Raw genomic sequence first — 19,035 nt, 5'->3', positions numbered from 1 at the left:
TTGAGGGGTAAAGCGCGTATTTAAGGGAAAGATATGTTTGTTGATGCACTTAAAAAACAGAATCCCCAACTGATTGAGGCTGCGATAACGCTCTGGCGTCAGGGTGCTATTTTACCTGATACCTATGTTATCGATGTGGATCAGGTGCTGGAAAATGGGAGTAAGCTGCTTAAAACCGCAAATGACTACGGTATTGAGCTCTACCTGATGACTAAACAGATAGGACGTAACCCAACCCTTGCCCAGCGGCTAATTGAGTTGGGTTATCGGGGAGTCGTTGCAGTAGACTTCAGGGAAGCGGAAGTTTTAAGTGAGCATCAGGTTCCCCTCTGTCATGTCGGGCATCTGGTACAAATCCCGGATGCGCTGGTGGAAAAAATGCTCCGGTTGCATCCTCAGGTGATAACCGTTTTTTCCCTTGAAAAAGCGCAGCAGATTAGTAAGGTGGCGCAATCTATCGGTGTGGTCCAGCCCGTGATGATTAAGATGATCGCCGAGAGCGACCAGCTTTATCCCGGTCAGGAAGCGGGATTTATGCTAAACGATCTGGACAATATTGTTCAGCAGATACAAATGATGCCGGGTATCAAACTTACCGGGCTTACACACTTCCCCTGCCTGTTGTGGGACGATAAGCAGCAGAGCACCTTGCCGACACCAAATCTGCAAACGCTGCTGACTGCTTATAACCGGCTCACTGATATGGGGGTTGGAATTCAGCAACTCAATGCACCGTCGGCTACAAGTTGTAGCACCTTACCGCTGTTGGCTGAGTATGGCATTACTCATACCGAACCGGGACATGCGTTGACCGGCACTATTCCCGCTAACCATGCTGGTACTGAGCCTGAAAGAATTGCTATGGTGTATATCACGGAAGTATCCCACCAGTTTTCAGGCATCAGCTATTGCTTTGGCGGCGGCTATTACCGTCGGGGTCACGCCAGTAAGGGGCTGGTTTTTTCTTCTTCTTCATCGACGGTTCAAACAGCCTCGATATTACCTCTGGATGATTCAAGCATTGACTATCACATTCCTCTTGAAGGTCACTATCCAGTGGGTAGTGGTGTTGTCATGTGTTTCCGCACCCAGATTTTTGTTACCCGCAGCGACGTTGCTTTAGTTTCTGGTATTCAAACCGGGCGACCTGTGCTGGATGGTATTTATACCAGTCAGGGGATGCTTAAACAGGGGGCTTTCTATGGCTAAGTTTTTGGTATTGGTGATTGATAGTTTTGGTGTTGGCACTATGGATGATGTGCCGCAGGTTCGCCCACAAGATATTGGGGCCAATACCTGCGCACATATTTTACAGGCCAAACCTGACTTGCGTTTGCCCGTGTTAGAAAAGCTGGGAATTATAAACGCGCTTGGATTTAGTGCCAATGTGATGCAACCGAGTGCTGATGCCAATTTTGGTACTGCCGATTTGCAACATGAAGGTGGTGATACTTTTATGGGGCATCAGGAGATTCTTGGAACGAAACCGAAGACTCCATTAAGGATCCCTTTTTCTGAGGTGATGGGTACGGTAGAGAAGGCGCTGCTTGCGGCTGATTATCAGGTAGAACGCATTGGCGATACGCTGCAGTATTTATTGGTTAATCAGCATGTTGCCATAGGAGATAATCTGGAGGCAGATCTTGGTCAGGTCTTTAATATCACCGCCAACCTGTCTGAAATCTCTTTTGAGCAGGTAAAAAAGATCGGACGTATTGTGCGAGATTGTGTCAGCGTCGATCGCGTTATTGCTTTTGGTGGGTTACTGGTATCAAGCCAGCAGATCATCGATGCAGCAGAAGAAAAACTCGGTATCTATATTGGTATTAATGCACCGAAATCAGGGGCCTACGATAAGGGTTTTGAGGTTGTTCATATGGGTTATGGTGTGGACAGCCAAGTACAAGTACCGGAAAAACTGCATAGTTGCCATATTCCGACCACGCTGATCGGTAAGGTCGCCGATATTGTCGAAAACTCTCATGGTATCAATCATATCAATCTGGTTGATTCGCAAACCATTATGGACATTACGCTGGATGCGATGAGACAGCCGGGCGATCGGTTTATCTGTACCAATATTCAGGAAACAGATTTGTCAGGGCATGCTCAAAATGTGGAGCGCTACGCCGATTGTCTGACCGTGGTGGATAACAATCTGCCCGATATCTTGAAAATCATGACGCCGGAAGATTGTCTGGTGGTGATGGCGGATCATGGCAATGACCCTACCATAGGGCACAGTAAGCATACCCGGGAGAAAGTCCCGCTGCTGGTTTATCGACCGGGGGTAACGGGTGTTCAGATCGGCCATCGAGCTACCCTGTCTGATGTGGGTGCAACGGTATGTGATTTTTTCCATGCGCCAGCGCCGCAGAACGGGACGTCGTTTCTGCCGCTGCTTAAGGTTCAGGAGTAACGGATGAGCACAGAAAACTATATTGATGCTTCAGGCTATACCTACGCGCATGAGCATTTGCATATCGATCTCTCTGGGGCTAAAAACAATATCGACTGTCGCCTCGACCAGTTTCAACTGCTGGTAGATGAAATGAAACAGCTGTACGCCCTTGGCGTGCGTAATATCGTTGAAGTGACCAATCGTTATATGGGCCGCGATGCTCAATTTATGCTGGATATCATGGCTGAAAGCAAAATAAATGTTGTTGCTTCAACGGGATACTATCAGCAGAAGTTTTACCCGTCCTCGTTGCAGGCCATGAGTGCTGAAACCATTGCGCGGGAAATGATTGATGAAATTGAACAAGGCATTGATGGCACTTCGCTCAAAGCGGGAGTGATTGCTGAAATTGGTTCCAGCCTTGATCAGATCACTGATGATGAACGTAAAGTCTTTGAAGCGGCAGCCCTTGCCCATCACGCTACGGGGCGGCCTATTTCCACCCATACCACACTCAGCACAATGGGACGTGAACAATTAATCCTGCTGAAGGTGTTTGGTGTTGATCCCCAACATATTGTCATTGGTCATTGTGACCTGAAAGACAATCTGGATACCATCTTGCCTTTGCTTGATGGTGGTGCTTGGGTGCAGTTCGACACGATTGGCAAGAATGATTACTACCCTGACAGCAAGCGGATTGAGATGCTTCAGTCCATCAAGGCTCGGGGCATGCTTGATCGCGTCATGCTTTCCATGGATATCACCCGCCGTTCACATCTGAAAGGCAATGGCGGTATCGGTTTTGATTACCTTTTAACAACGTTTGTACCCATGTTGCAAAAAGCAGACTTTACCCAGCGGGAGATAGACCTCATGTTGCGTCATAACCCGGCTGCTTTTTTTAATTACAGCCAAGAATAGAACATAAGGATAAGACCATGAAATTTGTAGTCGGTGGACAGATTGAAAAAGAAAAGATTGCAGAAAGTATCCGTACATTAGCGGGTGATAAAGCCACGTCTGTCGTGGTGATGAACGATATTGAAGCGGCAATGGCGCTTAAAAGCGGAACAGTAGATTATTATCTTGGGGCCTGTAATACCGGCGGCGGCGGTGCGTTAGCTATGGCTATCGCGATTGCCGGTATGGACCGCTGTGTCACCGTTGGGATGCCGGGAAAGATTCTATCTGATGAAGAGATTATCGCTCATGTAAAAGGCGGTAAAAGTGCTTTCGGATTTACGGGACAAGACATTGATGTCGTTGTTCCTGTCATTATTGCGGCTATCTACTCCTAATCAAGGAAATTGTTATGGTACAGGAATTTTTGATGCGGCTTATTGAAGTCGATCCCGTTAAGGCCGGGCTTTTGGCCGCGATAGGTGCGATTTCTGCGATGATGGCAAATCGGGGGATTGCGGTTTTCCATGATGGATTACGACCGCTGATTCCAGAACATTTAGAAGGGCGTATGAGCCGCAAAGCGCTAGCCGCTACCAGCTTTGCCTTAAGCTTTGGCCTGATTATTGGTTTTGGTATTCCTTTTTCGCTGACGGCTCCTATCATTCTGGTACACAGCTTGTTATTGGGTACGGATGTTATCGGGGTCTGGTGTTCAAACAGTAAAAAAGGTTTCGTTTTATCCGGCATTATTGGTGCGTTTTATGCGGTTGCGCTATTAACTGGTCTGAAATCAGTGGTGGAACTGTTTGCCATGTTGCCGGTTAACTTTATGAGCAACTTGAGCAAAGTTGGCGATCCAATCGTGGTCTGTTTTTCTCTGTTCCCGGCGGTGGTGGTGGGCTATCAATATGGTTACCGCAAAGGAATTTGGGTATTAATTGCCACGCTAATTGGTTATTTGGCAACTCAATCCATTGGTACTTTAAGCTTTGGCGGCTTTATTGAGAAGCCAGTTAAGCTGGATCCGAACGGTTCCGCTCTACTGATTGCGATGATCGCCATGTTCTACTTTGCTATGAAGCAACGTCCACCGGAAAATACGGGCAGCGATCAGAAAGGGGCCAATGAGATGTTGGTTGGTCTGTTTTCTTCCCGTATTGCACGTATTCAGAAAAACAAATGGCTATTGGTGCTGAGCGGTGGCTTAACCGCTGTTGCTGCAACCATGTCTTTTAGCCTGTTAGCTGAAGGCCCGGTATCGCTGCAATTAATGGCTCAGGGAGAGCAAAATGGTGCGCTACTGGTTGCACTAGCTCGCGCTATCAGCTTTGTACCGCTAGTGGGAACGACAGCCATTGCCACTGGGGTATATAGCCCAGATGGGATGAAGTTTGTTTTCGTTGCAGGTCTGGCAACGAACAACCCGTGGATAGCCTTCATCGCAGGTTGTGTGATTATGCTGATGGAAATCATGCTGTTGGCGAAGATTGCTATCTGGTTGGATAAATACCCTGGGGTTAAAGCCTGTGGCGATCACATCCGAACGGCGATCACCCGAATGCTGGAAATATCACTGCTGGTTGGCGGCATGATTGCATCAAACGCGATTTTACCAGGCATGGGCTTTATGGTCGTTGCGGGTATCTATCTGCTGAATAAGACATCAAAACGTCCACTGGTTGAGATGGCGATTGGTCCGATTGCTACCATTCTGGTGGGTATTTTGGCGAATATTATTTATATCATGGGATTAGGCTGAGGCTGACCTGTAAATATTTAAGGTAAAAAAGATGAAAACCTACCCTTTGCAAAGTATGACGATGCTTCAGGCGCAGCAAAAACAGTTTCGACTGGTGGATATTATCTGCCGTCATTTTCCCGGCAGTGATTTTTTAACTCAGGGCGATCTGGGGCTGGTGCCGGGCCTGAATCAACCTCTGATTACGCATCGGGTAGAGCAGGTTATCGCTGACTTTTTTAACGCTGAAGCCGCGGCGTTGGTTAGCGGGGCAGGGACTGGGGCTTTGCGCGCCGGTCTCGCCACGTTGACCAAACCGGGGGAAACGCTACTGGTGCATGATGCACCCGTTTACCCAACGACACAGGTCTCTATTGACCAGATGGGTATTAAGATTGTTAAAGCCGATTTTAACCATCTGGATGCGGTTAAAGACGCGATTGCCACCCATAAGCCCGTTGCCTGCTTGATACAGCATACGCGCCAGAAAATGGACGATAGCTATGATTTAGGCGAAGTGATTGCTTTGGCTAATCGTTATCAGCTCCCTACACTGATTGATGATAATTATGCAGTAATGAAGGTGGAGCATATTGGTTGCGAGCTGGGTGCGACGCTATCGACGTTTTCCTGTTTCAAATTGCTTGGCCCTCCCGGTGTAGGTGTGATTACCGGCGATAAAGCACGAATCGAGCAGGTTCGTGGCAGCATGTATTCTGGCGGCAGCCAAATTCAGGGTTTTCAGGCAATGGAAGTGCTGCGTGGTATGGTGTTTGCCCCTGTGACCCATGCAGTACAGGCAATGGTGAATGATGAAGTAGTCTCCCGGTTGAATCAGGGAGAAGTGCAATCGGTAAAACAGGCTTTTATTGCTAATGCGCAGTCTAAAGTACTGTTGGTTGAATTTCATGAGCCGATTGCGGCACAAGTATTGGCAAAAGCTCAGACTCTGGGAGCGCTACCTTACCCGGTGGGTGCCGAATCACGGTTTGAGATCCCGCCGCTGTTCTACCGCGTGTCTGGCACTTTCCGCCAGTCCGACGCTTCGCTGGAAAAACGGATGATTCGTATCAACCCTAATCGAAGTGGGGCGGAGACGATTTTGCGGATTTTGCGGGAGAGTTGTGGGTAAGGATGTGGATTTAGTGAAAAGCCCGCAATTTGCGGGCTTAATAATATAATTTGTTTTTAAATCTGTTTATTGGCTCAACTTACTTCTGCGCCGGCTCCCACTTGCAACGCACAGGAGAAACAATGCTTCCCTTCTCTTTCATCACTTTAAACGCTTTATCGATCTCTTTACGGTCTAATCCGGATAGTTTTTCCACTTCTCCCGCAGAAATTGGTTTACCGGCTTCTTTCATCACGTTCAGAATTTGATCTTCCATTTGTCAGGCTCCTGTTTAATGTCCATTACAAGCAATATGTTGATGGCGCGAATTATATAATAATTGGAGGAATTCGATAGGCAATAATAGCCTGGCACCATTCTATCTCTGGTACAAAAAAGTCATTCCAGTCTCAACAACCCTGAAACTCTGATATATCTTTATAATCCCGATTCAACTTAATCAGCAACGGTGCACTGAATTAAAGCGCCACCTCTGTACGTGCATCCTCTTCGACTCCCATCTTCTAATTTACATCCGTAGCCCATAGTTCCATCCGAATCTTGATGGGGAGGGAACATACTTCCTTTCAATGCGTTACAGCAGCGGGCAAACCTATCAGGAGTGGAATTATCACAATTCGCATTACTACCAGAAGCAACGGGATTATTACTCTGTGATTTGCTAACCATGGCGGAGCTCACTGACTGCATAACTTCAGGATTACTGGAAGTATTGACAGTAGCCATTGAAGACAGTGTATTCGCGGCATCTGAATTAGGGGATATAGCTGATGCCGCAGAGGATAAGTCGCTGATCCCGGTGTTAACATCTGAAGTTCCACCAAGAGTAAAAACGTCATAAACCATAACAATAGGTAATGTTAGAGTATACCAAGTGGCAACGCCATAATTGCCATTATCAATTTCCTTCCCCGTCTCCTGTAATGCCTTCTGAGTTGTGCAAGCAGTTATTGAAATAAAGGAAATTACAATCAAAAAAACACGAAAAGAGAACATATAGACCCCCACATTGGATGAAAGTGCAATGTATATGTATTAAAGCACCAGCGCCCCATTGGTTTTTATATGAAATTACTTTTCTATTCTGATTGTTTTAACGCTGTGAAGTGACATCTATCCATTAAATATGAGTATAGCATCTGAATTAAATCATCCTCTCATTCATAAGAATGAGAGGATAAAAAATTTAGGGGGGTATATACTTAACTAGCCGGAAATATTATTTACTAGCCGTGCAGGATTTAAGCTCTATAGTAGTTACAAAAATTGTACTTTTAATTAATTAGCCTCTATGAAGTAAATCTGAAGTTGTAATAACTTTTAAACAACAACTAAAAGTAGTAAGTTATATGTGTTTGTGCTGTTTTACGATATGTATCTAGCCAATATTGATAATATTTAACCATAATATTAGGGTCTGTAAACTTGTAGTTTACAGTTAAGCTTGTATAATAAACCTAATGTTGATTGGTTTAAGTTGTTAAAAAACCATAAGTATCAACAGGTTGATATTGATTTGTACTTATATATTATGAGGAAGGCATCATGGCAATAGTCAGTAGTCCTTTTGGGCGCACCATTCTTTCTGGTGAAGATGCTAAGCAATTTATAAAGCAAATGGACACCACTAAACCTAGTGATAAGGTTAAAGCAGCTATAGCGCGTGGTCGCCAAACACAAGAAAAAATGGATAAATTTCTTAACAATCAAAAATAGGGTTCAGGTTGTATAAATGGATGCGAATGTACAATCTGATCCTGAATTAGTAATCATTCCTATTTCAGATATTCACAGATGTTCTACCTTCAAAACAGGTGATGCTCAATATCAACCACTCAAAACATTTCTTCAGCAAGACTCTATAGATTTTAAAAATAACTTCATCGCTCAGACCTATGTCGTTATTGATGATAACGAGCGGACAGACAAAAACAAAGAACCTATAACATTCCCTTATTCAATAATTGGTTATATTACATTAACTTGTAGTGAGATCGATATTGATTATGATTTTGGCGAATGTGAAAGAGCGAAACGTTATACTCCATACCCTGCAATTAAAATTGCTAGATTGGCTGTCGACTCCAGATATAGGGGGCAAGGAATTGGTTCTTTGCTTTTAGAATATGCATTATACCTAGTTAAAGATGCCATCATGCCTAAAGTAGGCTGTAGGTTTCTGATAACAGATGCAAAGCAAAATGCTATATCCTTCTACGCAAGATATGATATGCAACTAGTTGATACTGAAGAAAACAAGTCCTCTGAGCATCCTATTATGTTTATTGATTTATACAAAACAGCACATTACAGCTCTGGTGAGAATAAAGTATCTCAATCTGAAGCAATTCTAGCTAATTGATATATAAAGTTATTGATGCCGGTTTTAGCAGTCTTTTGAATGATTTGTAGTGCGGGTTTTTGAGTGTTGTTTCTACCGCTAAAAGACTCTTTATTCTCTTCCATGACCAGAATACAAGCATCAATTAAGAGCGATGCATCATAGCCTTTTAGTGTTTCTGTATCAGATTTGAAGGTAATTGGTGATTGAAGATCTTTGAGGAATTCGGGTTCATACGCAAACAGGGTATCAATATTGTTGGAATAATCTTCAAACCCTAATATTATGCCAATGCCTTTTTGGCTAACAACAACAGTTTCAGCTTCATCATTCAGCACATAGCAATCAATATCTAGTCCGAACATCTCTTGTAGATTGCAGTGTTTAGCTGCTTTTGGAAGACGTTTGCTAGGAACAGGAGCCTTAAACAGGCTGGCAACGATGTTTTCGAAGCTATCATTGATAGGTTCTATGATTCTATCTTTAGCCACTGATTAGCTCCTTATATGTTAACCGTTTGCCCAGCATTCTTGAAATTACGGTGTTGATGAAATCTATTGTACCCAAAGAGGCAGTATTATGCCTGAATACGAACTCATTAACATAACGTTGTAGATGCTTGGTACTCATATAGTGATAAACACCTTTGTATCCACGCTTCAGTACAGCCCAAAAGCTCTCTATGCTGTTAGTATGTGCATTGTCTCTTACGTACTCACCACCAGAGTGATTAACAACGTAGTGGCTATAGCCCTTTAATCCATTATAGCCTGGAAAGTTGTCTGTATGGACGGTTGCGCCATAGGCTATATTATCGCTTATAAAGCTCTTTAGAGTTTTGGCATTAGTATTTAGCACATGTTTGGCAACCACATTGCCGTTGCGCTGCTTGGCCCCAATAACCACCATTTTGCCCGCAGCACCACGGCCACACCTTAGTTTCTTATTGCTGTGTTTATTCTTTTCTTTACCGCCAATGAAAGTTTCGTCTACTTCCACATCACCATCTAACATGCTGTTGTTATTATCATCATCGTCATTTCTGTCAGCAACAGACAACCATGTTTGTCTTAAGCGATGGGTTAAATACCAAGCAGATTTTTGGGTAATGCCAAGTTGTTTGGCTAAGTGAACAGAAGATATGCCTTTGCGGGATGTACCAAGAAGATAAATAGCCAAGAGCCATTTTCTAAGTGGTAATCTGGATTCGGCTAGTACGGATTTGGTTCTTACACTGAAGTGTTTACGGCAGTCTTTGCAGCGGTATGGCATGGGTTTGTGGTTATTACACTCATATATAAAATGACTACCACAATAAGGACAAGTCTTATTATCCCCCCAACGCTGATGCTCAAAATATAGGCGGGCAGCCTCCTCTGTGGGGAATTTTTCAAAGAAACCCTCTAGGTTTAAAGTATCCATAGCACCCAATCCATTGCAAAGTAAATTGGCTGCCATTATAAATAAGTAGAATGGATAGTAAAGTTCTTTTAATTGGCTAGTTATGTTTCATTTCTTTGTATAGAGATTTACAGTGAAAACAACTTTAAGTTGTAGTTTTGATTGATTTGCTGTATATTTAAACAGTAAATTGAATTTGAACTGTAATTATTTTGAAAAAAAGGTAATATCGCATGTGGTCAATAATTGAATACAAAGTGAACACGCGAATGGGAAATGAGCAATATCAAAGTGGAAAAATAAAGCTTATCTTTTCAAAGGGTCAGGTGGAAAAGTCTGGGGAAATACTTAGAAAATCATCAGGAGATACTGACTGGGCTATTGAGGTTATTAGAAACTATCGCGCAGCCCATCTATATCCACTTATGATTATTAAAAACTTAGTATGGAAACATGCCAGAAAAGTAACTCCAGACGCAACTATTGCCAGAAGGTTAAAACGATTACCAACAATAATTCATAAGCTTCAACGTGCGACATTAGATGGAAATTCAACAAATTCTATTAATCTTAAAAGAATGCAAGATATTGGTGGATGTAGAGTAATAGTTAATAATAAAAAAGAACTAATAGAATTGAATCGGTCATTAAGTGAAAGCCGTACTATCCATGAAACAGTTAGGACAAAAGATTATATTGAATCCCCAAAACAAACGGGATACCGAGGAATCCATAGAATATATAAATGTTATAGCAAGAAAGAATCTCATGATTGGAAAGGTTTCTTTATTGAAGTACAACTAAGAACAAAACTTCAACACCTTTGGGCAACTACTGTAGAAGTAGTTGATCTATGTGAAAAACAAACAATAAAAACGAATCCGGTTGCTACCTCAAAGGGGTGGAGCGAATTCTTTTTTATAATGAGTGAATTTTTAGCAGAAGAAGACGGATTTATTCATTTAAGTAATATTCAAAAAGCTATTTATAAAGAGACACTAAACAAATTAGATACCTCATTAAATGCTTATAATAAATTGGCATCATTTAATGCTGTTTTTTCTAATAAAGATATTAGTATTAAAGCATTTAATAACGGATATGCTTTATTAATTATTGATGGTATTAAAGGAAGAGTTGCTATCGAACTATATTCAAAAGATGATGAAAAAACTGCAATTGAGCGTTATGGCCAAGAAGAAAACGATCCCAATAATAATGCATTATTAGTAGGTATTGATGATGTTAAAAGTTTGAAAACTGCATATCCTAACTATCTGGTAGATACCCGAAAGTTTACTGAACGGCTCAGAAAATATATAAATTCTGTATATTGGATACAGAACCGAGGGCCAAGAACTCAGAAAGATTTGGTTTAATTTAACCAGAACTTAGCTAGCCACATTATCGGCTAGCTAAGTATGTAATTCCCAAAATTTAATCCTGAACGGCTCTGATTAGGAGGCGTCGTTCAGACTGATTGCGACGGAATGTCTTTCTGTGGAGGCGCTTAAGTGAGTTTTGATGGTGGTGGCAATGGATACCCGTAGACCTAGTGCGGATTCTTCAGTTGTCATCTCTCTGATATGTTTCAAAAACATCTTCAAATTGCTGATCCAGACTGAGTCCAAAGAACAAGGAGTTAGATGATTTCTCATCTAACTCCTTGTTTTGTCTGGTGGCCCCTCCCCGGTTTGAACGGGGGACCAAGCGATTATGAGTCGCCTGCTCTAACCACTGAGCTAAGGGGCCAAGTGGCGGCGATTATACGGTAAACATTATTGTTTAGTCCATAGTTACGTGGTGTGAACGTTGGTTTTATGCACAGTTGTAGAGCGTGGCGCTTGCTGGTAGCGTATATCCGATAATTAATTGATATCAGGTGAAACAGCAATGCTTAACGATATTTTACAGTCAGGACTACAGGTGATTTTCTGCGGTATCAATCCGGGGCTAAACGCTTCAGCCAGCGGCTTTCATTTTGCTAATCGAACCAATCGATTTTGGCGGGTGATTTATCAGGCGGGCTTTACCAAAACGTTGTTAACACCCGAAGAAGATCGCAGAATCTTAGAAAGCCAATGTGGGCTAACCGCTCTGGTGGCTCGGCCAACGGTACAGGCCGCGGAGCTTTCCAGTCAGGAACTGCAACAAGGGGCGACGTTACTTATTGAGAAGCTCGAATGCTATCAGCCTCGCGCCGTAGCGATATTGGGTAAACAGGCCTTCCATCAAGCATTCGGTATACGCAATGCCCCATGGGGCAAGCAAGATATGACCATAGGGCAAACGCAGGTTTGGATATTACCCAATCCCAGCGGCCTGAATCGTGCAACGCTGGAACAACTGACCGAGAGCTATCGTGAACTGGCGATGGCGTTAGAGATTGTGTAGCGGGTGTTTTTGATTATGCAGTTGGCTCAATGGTTAAATTAGACACCGGCCATCAATCGCCCACGAACTTCCATCAAGGCAAACCCCAACAAATTCTCGCCATCCCACAACAAAGGATTTGCCGCGCGCGGATCATCTTGTGCCAGACCAATGCCCCAAATTTTGTCCACCGGGCTGGCTTCAACCAGAACCTGCTGTTTGGTATTGAGCAGGAATTCACCCAGATTGGAATGCTGGCTGAACTTATGCCAGTTACCTTCACAAACCAACTCAAAACAGCGTGCTTGCCATCTTTCTTGATCGAAGTCCTTTACCTGCCTGCCCAGACTTTTGGCTTGTGCTGGCGTTCTGGCGCTTAAAATCTGGGGAATAATTAGCTCATCGCCAAATAACCGGGCTTTACTTGCCATCATCCAATGCTCTGCGGTTGCATAGGTGACGCCGTCAACCACAAAAGGGGAGGGCCACCACTGGCTAAAACAGGAGGCAGTAATAACGCCATTGGCGGAGGGTTGATGCCCCCAAAAATAAAGATACTTAAACCGAGAACCTGACTTCACCGCATCCTGTAATGCCTGAAGTGAATAGTTTCCCTGTTGCATAAATATCTCCTCTTAAAATAAAAACTCAGTCTGAAAACAAGAAAACCCCAGATCGCTGGGGTTTTCTTGTTTACTCTTTATCAACGCAAGGATTAATCATCCAAGAAGCTGCGCAGTACTTCTGAGCGGCTTGGGTGACGTAACTTACGTAATGCTTTCGCTTCGATCTGACGAATACGCTCACGGGTAACATCGAACTGTTTACCCACTTCTTCTAACGTATGGTCAGTATTCATATCAATACCAAAACGCATACGCAGTACTTTCGCTTCACGAGCGGTCAGACCGGCAAGCACGTCGTGGGTTGCTGAACGCAGGCTTTCAGAGGTGGCAGAATCCAGCGGCAGCTCGAGGGTAGTGTCCTCGATAAAATCCCCTAAATGCGAATCTTCATCGTCGCCGATAGGCGTTTCCATTGAGATTGGCTCTTTGGCGATCTTCAGCACTTTACGGATTTTGTCTTCTGGCATCAGCATACGTTCTGCCAGCTCTTCTGGCAGTGGTTCACGACCCATTTCTTGCAGCATCTGGCGAGAGATACGGTTAAGCTTGTTAATCGTCTCAATCATATGCACCGGAATACGGATGGTACGCGCCTGATCGGCAATTGAGCGGGTGATCGCTTGACGGATCCACCAGGTGGCATAAGTTGAGAACTTATAACCACGACGATATTCAAACTTATCTACCGCTTTCATCAGGCCGATATTACCTTCCTGAATCAAATCCAAGAACTGCAAGCCACGGTTGGTGTATTTTTTAGCGATAGAGATAACCAGACGTAAGTTTGCTTCAACCATCTCTTTCTTCGCACGGCGAGCTTTCGCTTCACCGATAGACATGCGACGGTTGATATCTTTAACCTGCTCGATGGTTAAGCCAGTCTCATCTTCAATTAACTGTAACTTCTGGATGCAGCGTTCCACTTCTTCACTGACATCTTTCAGTTTTTCAGACCATGGTTTACCCATCGCCAGAGCGCTGCTAAACCAGTCCATTGTTGTTTCATTACTGGCAAACAGCGTGACGAAGTTTTTCTTCGGCATTTTGCTCTGCTCAACGCACAACTTAAGGATCAGACGTTCCTGAGTACGGACGCGATCCATCATTTGACGCATGTTGTTGACTAGATAATCAAACTGTTTTGGCACTAAACGGAACTGTTTGAAGACTTCCGACAGTTTTACGATCTCTTCAATTGCCTGTGGGTTGCTGCGGCCAAACTCTTTAATGGCTTTGCGGGTTGCGTCATATTGCAGGCGCAGGTCGTTGAATTTTTCACGGGCAAGTTCAGGATCGATACCGATATCTTCGTCAGCATCGGAATCATCGGAGTCTTCATCATCATCGTCGTCATCATCCTGCTCTTCGCTGGATAACTCTGAGCCTACATGTGTTGCCGCAGGACCAATGGTGTCATCTGCATTAGGATCGATAAATGCGGTGATAATGTCAGACAGTCGGGTTTCGCCAGTTTCAACGCGGTCGTATTGTTCCAGCAGATAGGTGATCGCTTCAGGGTATTCTGCAACAGAACACTGAACCTGATTGATACCTTCTTCTATGCGTTTTGCAATGTCGATCTCGCCTTCGCGGGTTAACAGTTCAACGGTACCCATTTCACGCATATACATGCGTACCGGATCTGTTGTACGACCGATTTCAGATTCAACGCTGGAGAGCACTTGTGCTGCGGCTTCCGCTGCATCTTCATCGGTGTCTGCGGTGTTTTCTGCGAGCATTAGATCATCGGCATCAGGTGCTATTTCCATTACCTGAATACCCATATCATTGATCATCTGGATGATATCTTCGATTTGATCTGAATCGATGATATCTTCAGGCAGATGGTCATTGACCTGAGCGTAGGTCAGGTAGCCTTGCTCCTTGCCTAGGGTAACAAGAAGTTTAAGCTGTGACTGCGGGTTTTGCTCCATAAGACGGTATCCACACTTCAGAGTATTAAATTTTATCGGCTAAGCCGGTAATCATAAGGTAGTCGGGCTATGTTTATCAGCTGTTGCCTTTTTAAACAGCTATACGCAGGATTTTTTACCCGCAATGAGCGGCACTTAAGCCGTTAATTCTGTTAAATCTATTAAACTACTTCTTTTTAGCCAACGCCATGTTCAGCGCTGCGACTTCTTTACGTTCTTCCGCGTTCAAACCGTGGGTTCTTTCACGGGCAATCAGTTCTTCCTGACGTTGCTCTAATACTGAGTCATACAGTTTAGCTAACGTATCAAGAAATGTTTCTTCAACCATATCTTCTACAATCATGTGGTTCCATGTTGCTAAAGTTTCAAGTTGTTGACTGTAATTATTTCCGCGATACAGCTCTAAAAGTTGTCCGGTCGTTAACCCCGGCTGAGCCAGACAGGTTTTAACCAGTTCAATAAACAGCGGTACTCCCGGCAGATTGGTTTGTTCTAACCCTTGTACTGACGGGACCAGTGTTGCCAGATAAGGACGCTGAATCAACAAGCCTATCAGTATACGCATAGTTGTGCGTTTTAGCTGAGGTGCCTGATAGCTTTGTTCCGTTTCAATTTGTTTCGGCATCAGCTTATCTAACTGACTGTCATCCAGAATGCCCAGTTTTTGACCGAGCTGCTGGCGTAAATATAAACGGAATGTTTCGCCGGGCACCTTACTGATAAGCGGTAACGCTAATGTACTCAGTTTAGCACGCCCATCCGGTGAACTCAGGTCGACCTGCGGCATAAGTGTATCAAATAAAAACATTGAAAGAGGCTGGGCTTGTTCTAAACGCTGCTGAAAAGCCTCTTTACCCTCTTTTCGTACCAGTGTATCCGGATCTTCGCCGTCGGGTAAAAACATAAACCGCAGTTGGCGGCCATCGGTCAGGTAAGGTAGGGCGGTTTCTAACGCACGCCATGCGGCCTCTCGACCGGCATTATCGCCGTCATAACAGCAGATAACGTTATCCGTACAGCGGAACATTAACTGAATATGTTCTGCCGTGGTGGATGTACCCAGTGAGGCAACAGCATAATCAATGCCAAACTGTGCCAGTGCCACCACATCCATATAGCCTTCAACCACCAACAGCTTATCGAGCTGATTCCGATTAAGCTGTGCTTCATAAAGACCATATAGCTGGCGGCCTTTATGGAAAATTTCTGTTTCCGGCGAGTTAAGATATTTAGGTGTTCCACTACCCAAAATTCTTCCACCAAAAGCAATAACCCGACCGCGCTTATCGCGGATTGGGAACATGATCCGTTCGCGAAAACGGTCATAGGTTCGCCCGTTATCGTTGGTCACCAACATACCGGCATCATTGAGTGATTCGCGGTTCTCCGGTGAGCGACCAAAACGTTTCAGAACGATATCCCACCCGGAAGGGGCAAAGCCAATGGCGAAACGCTGAATAATGTCGTCACTTAAACCACGCTGCGCCAGATAATTTCGCGCATCCTGAGACTGAGGTTGGTTTAAGGATTCCTGATAGAACTTGGCTAACGGCTCCATCAGTTGGTACAGACTTTGTCTTTGGTGCTTTTCTAACTGGCTGATACCGGTTCCGGATTCGTAAGGAATTTCCAGACCGTGCATGGTCGCCAGCTCTTCAACACTTTCAACGAACTCCAAACGGTCAAAGTTCATTAAGAAATCAATTGCATTACCATGTGCCCCGCAACCGAAGCAGTGATAAAACTGTTTTTCACCGTTAACGGTGAAAGAGGGTGTTTTCTCATTATGGAACGGGCAACAGGCGTGATAATTTTTGCCTTGCTTTTTAAGCTTCACACGGGCATCTATAAGATCGACGATGTCCGTACGGGCCAGCAAGTCATTGATAAATACACGTGGGATTCGTCCTGCCATTAAGCCTCAATTCGTAAATCCATAAATGAGAATAAGCCGCGCATTCCTTCCGGAAAGCACGGCATACTTATATGCAGTCAGCTATTACTAGCTTTAGCTACACGACCAACCTGCGCATTAATCGCGCGCTCGGCGTTAACCGAAGGTATTAATACAGGCGGGTGCGGCGTGCGTTTTCACGAGCTAATTTCTTCGCGTGACGTTTCACAGCAGAAGCTTTAGCGCGTTTACGTTCAGTAGTTGGTTTTTCGTAGAATTCACGGCTACGAACTTCAGCAAGGATACCTGCTTTTTCGCATGAACGCTTGAAACGACGTAATGCTACGTCAAATGGCTCGTTTTCACGTACTTTAATTACCGGCATGTGCCTTTCACCTCAATAGAAATCGGTTTTGCTGCTGGCGCTGTTGCCAGCCATATTCAAAATGGTGCGGAATTCTACTGCGAATAGGTGCTGCTTGTAAAGTCCTGTTACCGATTCATTCATCGGTATTCGGCAGAAAACAGCCCGTCATCATTGTATAAACTGCTACCATCACGTTAGTGCGCTGAAAGTCCCCATTATTTTTATCTATCCGTAACAGGGGCTTTCAGCTATCAAATGTTTACTCTTTAACGCTTATTTGCCCTGACCTTTCACGGGAGAGCTTTTTGGTAGCTCATTTTGGGCATTTCCAACCAACTGAATAAATTCTGAGCGCAGATCGTATTTATCGGCACCGCGACCTTCGTTCGCCAGTTTCAGAGTATCGTCCAGCGTGAATGCGCCAGTTGATGCACCGTTATCTTTTAACTGCTGGGCAAATGCGGCAACCGCAGCGGCGAAACGAAAATCTTTACTGCTGTTATCCAGTGTATTGTTCATTTGTGATTCAGGAACCGGCAACTCAATACGTTGAGGAGTACTTTGAGCATTTGGCGTTTTATAGCGCAGATGCATCATGGCAATCTCTTTAGTTTGACGCAGGGAACTGTTGGCTGATGGCGTACTGATTGGGCCAAACTGTTCAGCACTCCACTCTTCTGTACTGTCTGCAGGAATGATTTCGTACAGGGCAGTCAGCGTTTGTCCGGTAACCACAACACCGCTATTCGCCGTATTGCTACTCTCTTCTGATGGTGCCTGATAACCCAACAGGCGGTAAGCCTTGATATAGGTTGGGTTAAACTCGACTTTCATAGAGAACTCTTTCGCGACAGGCGTTTGCGTTGAGCTTAGCTGCTCATCCCAAACTTTGTTGCTATCGCGCTCATTGTCGATGTACTGATGAACACCGTTACCAGCGTAAGCCACTTCAGCCAGTGAAGATGGACTAAATTGGCTGGCAGCGAAGCCTAACGTAGTCAGTGAAATTTGTGAGGCAGGATGATTAGCGAAGAAGTCGCTGGCATCCTGCGCGGTGCTTAAACCTGCATTATAAGTGCTGTTACCGACTAGAATGACGCGGTTGATACCGTCAGTAATATAGTGATCTTTCGCCAACGTATAAGCTTCTGTCAGGCGGGAGCTATCCTGAATGGCTTTTCCACTGTTTAAGCTGGAAATGGCAGACAGCATTTTGCCTTTGTCCTCGCCAGTGGTTGGTTCCAGCAGCACGCCTTTATCGCCAGTGGCAGTCATCAGCGTCAAGGTATCCTGGGGGGTTAATTGATTAACCAGATGAGTCAGGCTGGACTTGATCAGTGGCAGATCGGCGTCGTCACCCCCCACTAACACCACTAGATTTGCTGAGCGACGTTCAGCGCTAGGTTGAGCCTCACCGGCTTTGACTGCTACGCGGAGTAATCGGGTATTTGGGTTCCATGGAGTAACGGCGATTTCACCGTTGGCTGCAAAAGGAATTCGTCCTTGTGGCTGTGGATAATCATAAGAGAAGAAATTTACCCATTCAGATAGCTGAATGCTCTCTTTTCCTGGCAGGCTCGTTCGTGCTAGTGCACGGCGCATATTATTGTAGCTACCGTTATTTTCTGCGGCAGAAATCAATACTTCAGGGCCATTCTGGGGGCTTGTTTTATAAACCTGTTTGATTTCCTGCTCTGGTGATCCTGCCGTTTTTGCTGGCGAAGGAAGATTCAAGTTAGGATCGGTTGAGCTACAGCCGGCAAGTACCAGTGCACTCAACAATGCCAGGGAATGGATTCCACGTTTAACACTTTGAGCTTTAGTCATTTCTATCTCAATCAAGTTGTTTGGTGTTCATTGGATGGACAAAAGAAACGCGAAGCATACCCAGAGTTTCCGGTGTGCTGCAAGCGACTTTGCGC

At 44.5% G+C, this 19,035-nt stretch carries 20 protein-coding genes and 1 tRNA gene; 11 read left to right on the top strand and 10 right to left on the bottom strand.

Annotated features, from left to right (window positions below; all coding sequences use genetic code 11):
• The first annotated feature begins 33 nt into the window (after nt 1–33).
• Genes HYN51_RS12915 through HYN51_RS12890 form a run of 6 tightly spaced genes read left to right on the top strand, consistent with a single transcriptional unit; the run spans nt 34 to nt 6,177 of the window.
• Nucleotides 34–1,209 carry a YhfX family PLP-dependent enzyme gene (locus HYN51_RS12915; protein WP_108900401.1) on the top strand — a complete coding sequence of 392 codons (1,176 nt, stop codon included), beginning with the start codon at nt 34–36 and terminating at the stop codon, nt 1,207–1,209.
• Nucleotides 1,202–2,419, top strand: a complete 1,218-nt coding sequence (locus HYN51_RS12910; RefSeq protein ID WP_108900400.1) for a phosphopentomutase — start codon at nt 1,202–1,204, stop codon at nt 2,417–2,419. The genes HYN51_RS12915 and HYN51_RS12910 overlap by 8 nt, the downstream gene beginning before the upstream one ends.
• 3 nt (nt 2,420–2,422) lie before the next feature.
• Entirely contained in the window at nt 2,423–3,325 is a 903-nt protein-coding gene (locus HYN51_RS12905; protein WP_108900399.1) for a phosphotriesterase-related protein, read from the top strand.
• 17 nt (nt 3,326–3,342) lie between these two features.
• Nucleotides 3,343–3,702 carry a DUF2620 domain-containing protein gene (locus HYN51_RS12900; RefSeq protein ID WP_108900398.1) on the top strand — a complete coding sequence of 120 codons (360 nt, stop codon included), beginning with the start codon at nt 3,343–3,345 and terminating at the stop codon, nt 3,700–3,702.
• 14 nt (nt 3,703–3,716) lie between these two features.
• Complete coding sequence (locus HYN51_RS12895) at nt 3,717–5,066, top strand: YhfT family protein (protein ID WP_192878407.1); 1,350 nt, start codon at nt 3,717–3,719, stop codon at nt 5,064–5,066.
• Nucleotides 5,067–5,097: 31 nt separating this feature from the next.
• The gene (locus tag HYN51_RS12890) at nt 5,098–6,177 is read left to right on the top strand and encodes an aminotransferase class I/II-fold pyridoxal phosphate-dependent enzyme (protein WP_108900396.1); all 1,080 of its coding nucleotides are present in this window, start codon (nt 5,098–5,100) and stop codon (nt 6,175–6,177) included.
• Between the two features lie 79 nt (nt 6,178–6,256).
• Here the strand turns inward: HYN51_RS12890 and HYN51_RS12885 are convergent, their stop codons facing one another.
• Nucleotides 6,257–6,433 (bottom strand): transcriptional regulator, encoded by a 177-nt coding sequence (locus HYN51_RS12885; RefSeq protein ID WP_108900395.1) that lies wholly within the window; start codon nt 6,431–6,433, stop codon nt 6,257–6,259.
• A gap of 345 nt (nt 6,434–6,778) precedes the next feature.
• Between HYN51_RS12885 and HYN51_RS16405 the strand changes: the two genes are divergently transcribed.
• From HYN51_RS16405 to HYN51_RS12875, 3 genes are all read left to right on the top strand, one after another.
• Entirely contained in the window at nt 6,779–7,018 is a 240-nt protein-coding gene (locus tag HYN51_RS16405) for a hypothetical protein (RefSeq protein WP_157953043.1), read from the top strand.
• Nucleotides 7,019–7,722: 704 nt separating this feature from the next.
• Nucleotides 7,723–7,893 (top strand): hypothetical protein, encoded by a 171-nt coding sequence (locus tag HYN51_RS16490; RefSeq protein ID WP_192878405.1) that lies wholly within the window; start codon nt 7,723–7,725, stop codon nt 7,891–7,893.
• A gap of 16 nt (nt 7,894–7,909) precedes the next feature.
• Nucleotides 7,910–8,539, top strand: coding sequence for a GNAT family N-acetyltransferase (locus HYN51_RS12875; protein WP_108900393.1), 630 nt, complete (start codon nt 7,910–7,912; stop codon nt 8,537–8,539).
• Here HYN51_RS12875 and HYN51_RS12870 read toward each other — a convergent pair.
• Together HYN51_RS12870 and HYN51_RS12865 are read right to left on the bottom strand one after the other, a co-directional pair.
• Nucleotides 8,512–9,009, bottom strand: coding sequence for a hypothetical protein (locus HYN51_RS12870; protein ID WP_108900392.1), 498 nt, complete (start codon nt 9,007–9,009; stop codon nt 8,512–8,514). The genes HYN51_RS12875 and HYN51_RS12870 overlap by 28 nt on opposite strands.
• Nucleotides 9,002–9,949, bottom strand: a complete 948-nt coding sequence (locus HYN51_RS12865) for an IS1595 family transposase (protein ID WP_108902064.1) — start codon at nt 9,947–9,949, stop codon at nt 9,002–9,004. Before HYN51_RS12865 ends, HYN51_RS12870 begins: the two co-directional genes overlap by 8 nt.
• Nucleotides 9,950–10,188: 239 nt before the next feature.
• Here HYN51_RS12865 and HYN51_RS12860 point away from each other — a divergent pair, with 239 nt between their 5' ends.
• On the top strand, nt 10,189–11,298 hold the full coding sequence (locus HYN51_RS12860) for a RelA/SpoT domain-containing protein (RefSeq protein WP_108902063.1): 1,110 nt from the start codon (nt 10,189–10,191) through the stop codon (nt 11,296–11,298).
• A gap of 78 nt (nt 11,299–11,376) precedes the next feature.
• On the opposite strand, the gene HYN51_RS16485 is transcribed toward HYN51_RS12860, so the two are convergent.
• Nucleotides 11,377–11,520, bottom strand: coding sequence for a hypothetical protein (locus HYN51_RS16485; protein WP_192878404.1), 144 nt, complete (start codon nt 11,518–11,520; stop codon nt 11,377–11,379).
• Nucleotides 11,521–11,595: 75 nt separating this feature from the next.
• Nucleotides 11,596–11,671: transfer RNA gene (locus HYN51_RS12855), tRNA-Ile, on the bottom strand.
• A gap of 141 nt (nt 11,672–11,812) precedes the next feature.
• Here HYN51_RS12855 and mug point away from each other — a divergent pair.
• Entirely contained in the window at nt 11,813–12,313 is a 501-nt protein-coding gene (gene mug, locus HYN51_RS12850) for a G/U mismatch-specific DNA glycosylase (RefSeq protein ID WP_108900391.1), read from the top strand.
• 38 nt (nt 12,314–12,351) lie between these two features.
• Here mug and HYN51_RS12845 read toward each other — a convergent pair whose 3' ends face one another.
• From HYN51_RS12845 to HYN51_RS12825, 5 genes are all read right to left on the bottom strand, one after another.
• Nucleotides 12,352–12,915 (bottom strand): NADAR family protein, encoded by a 564-nt coding sequence (locus HYN51_RS12845; RefSeq protein ID WP_108900390.1) that lies wholly within the window; start codon nt 12,913–12,915, stop codon nt 12,352–12,354.
• A 92-nt stretch (nt 12,916–13,007) separates the two neighbouring features.
• A complete protein-coding gene (gene rpoD / locus HYN51_RS12840; RefSeq protein WP_108900389.1) occupies nt 13,008–14,852 on the bottom strand; it encodes an RNA polymerase sigma factor RpoD in 1,845 nt (614 codons plus the stop codon).
• A gap of 166 nt (nt 14,853–15,018) precedes the next feature.
• Complete coding sequence (gene dnaG, locus HYN51_RS12835) at nt 15,019–16,767, bottom strand: DNA primase (protein ID WP_108900388.1); 1,749 nt, start codon at nt 16,765–16,767, stop codon at nt 15,019–15,021.
• Nucleotides 16,768–16,915: 148 nt separating this feature from the next.
• Nucleotides 16,916–17,131: a 30S ribosomal protein S21 gene (gene rpsU, locus HYN51_RS12830; RefSeq protein ID WP_027275017.1), complete on the bottom strand. Its 216-nt coding sequence runs from the start codon at nt 17,129–17,131 to the stop codon at nt 16,916–16,918.
• 255 nt (nt 17,132–17,386) lie between these two features.
• The gene (locus tag HYN51_RS12825; RefSeq protein WP_108900387.1) at nt 17,387–18,940 is read right to left on the bottom strand and encodes a vWA domain-containing protein; all 1,554 of its coding nucleotides are present in this window, start codon (nt 18,938–18,940) and stop codon (nt 17,387–17,389) included.
• Nucleotides 18,941–19,035 lie beyond the last annotated feature (95 nt).

It is taken from the genome of Limnobaculum parvum, from assembly GCF_003096015.2.
GTDB classification, from domain to species: Bacteria; Pseudomonadota; Gammaproteobacteria; order Enterobacterales; family Enterobacteriaceae; genus Limnobaculum; species Limnobaculum parvum.
The sequence above is the reverse complement of the archived record's forward strand: the minus strand, read 5'-3'. Positions and strand labels throughout refer to the sequence as shown.